This is a genomic window from Wolbachia endosymbiont of Atemnus politus, from assembly GCF_013309895.1.
Genome location: NZ_JAAXCS010000144.1, coordinates 1 through 2,907 on the forward strand (window position 1 = coordinate 1; position 2,907 = coordinate 2,907).

Genomic DNA, 2,907 nt, shown 5'->3' on the forward strand with positions numbered 1-2,907 from the left:
AACCAATATCTTATTTAATATGATTACTTCTATGCTTAGCTACTTAACTCCTTTCAAGACATGTTCTATATGTAGTTTCTGCAATCCCAATCTTTGAAATAAATAATTATCTTGTTTAGGTACTGGATTTTGAGCTGTAAGTAGTTTTTCACCGTAAAAAATTGAATTAGCACCAGCAAGGAAACACAATGCTTGTAGTTCATCTGACATTTTCTCCCGTCCAGCTGATAAACGGATGTATGACTTTGGCATCATAATCCTGGCTATTGTAATAGTACGAACAAAATCAAATGGATCAACATCAGCCATATTTTCAAGAGGAGTACCAGGAACTCTTATCAACATATTAATTGGTACTGATTCTGGAGGCTCATCCAAATTAGCAAGAAGAACCAACATTTTTACTCGATCTTCATTAGTCTCACCCATTCCAAGGATACCACCACAACAGACTTTAATTCCAGACCTGCGTATATATTCTAACGTCTTCAAACGATCTTGAAAAGTACGTGTAGTTATGATCTTATTATAATATTCTTCAGATGTATCAATATTATGGTTATAAAAATCTAAGCCAGCTTCCTTTAGCATACTTGCTTGATAATCTTTTAACAACCCAAGAGTCACGCACGTTTCAAGGCCCAATTTTTTCACTTCCCTAATCATTTCACAAACAACTTTTAAATCTTGATCACGTGGACCACGCCAAGCTGCTCCCATACAGAAACGGGTACTTCCAGCCTCCTTTGCACATTTTGCTGCTTCAATTACCTCAGCAATTTCTAATAAAGGCTTTTTCTGCAATCCAGTGTTATAATGTGCTGATTGGGGACAGTAAGAGCAATTTTCGGGGCAGCTACCTGTTTTGATACTTAAAAGTGTACTAATTTGCACTTCACTAGGATTAAACTGCTTTCTATGTTCTGTTTGTGCTGTATAAATTAGCTCAGGAAACGGAAGATTAAAGATTTGGTTTGCCTTGGCAAAGGTCCATTCTTCTGTCATGATCTAGGCTCCTTCTTGGTAAATAGATTGTTATATAATAAGTATTGTAATACACTACAAAGTAAAGGGAAATATCGACAGTTGCCGAAAGCTATCCTGGGGAGCTTTATCGATTTTTCTACCAACGATTACCTTGGCCTAAGTCAGTCGGAAGTACTGTTTGATGCAGCAAAGCTCTCAGGAGCACAGTTTGGGGTAGGATCCACTGGTTCTCGGTTGCTCTCAGGTAATAAAAAAATATTTGAAGACCTTGAGAAGAGGATTGCCCAAGACAAGGGAACTGAGTCAGCTCTTATCTTCAATTCAGGTTTTCAGGCCAATGTAACGGTTCTTGCAAGCCTACTCGATCAATCAGTGCTTGGTAACAAACCTATTGTTTTTTTTGATAAGTTAAATCATGCAAGCTTATATCAAGCCGTATTTTTGAGCAATGCTGAACTTGTACGATATCAACACAATGATACAGACTACCTGAGTAATTTACTTACAAAATTTAAAAATGACTTAAGACCGAAGTTCATTGTTACTGAAACAATTTTCGGTATGGATGGAGATATTGCACCAATAGAGGAAATTTTTGCTCTCAGCAAAGAACATGAAGCTTTTCTATATTTAGATGAAGCACATGCAACAGGTATTATTGGCCATAATGGGTATGGCCTTTCCACCAATATTGACCTTCAGGAAATTCCACATTTAGTCCTAGGTACTTTTAGTAAAGCTTTAGGGTGCTTTGGTGCGTATGTTGCTTGTTCCAATGTTATAAAGAATTACCTCATCAACAAATGCTCAGGGTTTATCTATTCAACTTCCCTTTCTCCCATGGTAATTGGTGCAGCAGCCGAGGCTTGGAATTTAGTACAGTATCTTGCTGATCAACGTCAGGCTTTATTTTTTAAGGCTGCAAATTTGAGAAACAACTTACGAAACCTTGGATTTGACACGGGTAATTCAGTCACACACATTGTACCAATAATTCTAGGTGATGAGAATACTGTAATGAGAGCAAAAGAAAAGCTTTTGAAACAAGGGTTGGTTGTTTCTGCTATACGCCCACCTACTGTTCCTCCTGGAACATCTAGATTACGCATCGCTCTTAATGTGAATCACACCGAAAGTAATCTAGACCATTTAGTGCATGCTCTTCAGCAAATATGAACTATCGCTTTGTGTTTTGTCACGGTTGGGGGTTTGATTATAAGTTTTTTCAACCTCTCATAAATAGATATTTCTCTCAAATTCCCTGCCATTGTTTAGATCTCGGTTACTTTGGAGAAGAAAATCTGGACTTACCAGAAGATAGTACATTTATTGGTATTGGACATTCCCTTGGACTGATAAAGCTAGCTTCCTTGAATGTAAAGTTTAACGCACTTATCGGTATACAAGCTTTTATCAACTTTCTGGGATTTGATTTATGGTTACACAAAAAACGCAAGTTAGAGTTAAAAGCAATGATACAGCACTTTCGAATGGATCCAGTAGATACCCTGATGTCCTTCCATAAAAAATGCGGCTTAAACTACAACTCTTTCAATCGGTTAAATAAAGCAAAACTAATGCAGGATTTAGAGCTACTCACCACAGTACATCAGCTACCACGCATATCACTATTAATATTAGGTGCAACAAATGATACAATTGTACCCCAGGAACTTATCTATGATAACTTCAATAAAGATGTTAAAGTCGTTATGCACAGCAGGGGTTACCATAGTCTAGGGTTATGTGAATATCATTTTGTATACGAGCAAATTATAAATTTTTGTAATGGAATTACAAAAGAGATACATACAGAACAATTTTAGTAGAGCAAGCTCGTCTTATGATAATGTAGCTGTATTTCTTTTCAACTAGTTCTTGAGTCCTGTTGACGTCTCTGTCCCACCGTTGTTTTACATA

3 protein-coding genes are annotated in these 2,907 nt (G+C 36.9%); 2 read left to right on the forward strand and 1 reads right to left on the reverse strand.

Annotated elements, in window-relative coordinates:
- Positions 1-39: 39 nt before the first annotated feature.
- Positions 40-1,008, reverse strand: a complete 969-nt coding sequence (bioB, locus tag HET73_RS06845) for a biotin synthase BioB (RefSeq protein ID WP_343033099.1) — start codon at positions 1,006-1,008, stop codon at positions 40-42.
- Between the two features lie 78 nt (positions 1,009-1,086).
- On the opposite strand from bioB, the gene HET73_RS06850 reads away from it, so the two are divergent.
- The gene (locus tag HET73_RS06850; protein WP_246210266.1) at positions 1,087-2,163 is read left to right on the forward strand and encodes an aminotransferase class I/II-fold pyridoxal phosphate-dependent enzyme; all 1,077 of its coding nucleotides are present in this window, start codon (positions 1,087-1,089) and stop codon (positions 2,161-2,163) included.
- Positions 2,160-2,813, forward strand: coding sequence for an alpha/beta fold hydrolase (locus HET73_RS06855; RefSeq protein WP_174133373.1), 654 nt, complete (start codon positions 2,160-2,162; stop codon positions 2,811-2,813). The genes HET73_RS06850 and HET73_RS06855 overlap by 4 nt, the downstream gene beginning before the upstream one ends.
- Positions 2,814-2,907: the final 94 nt, after the last annotated feature.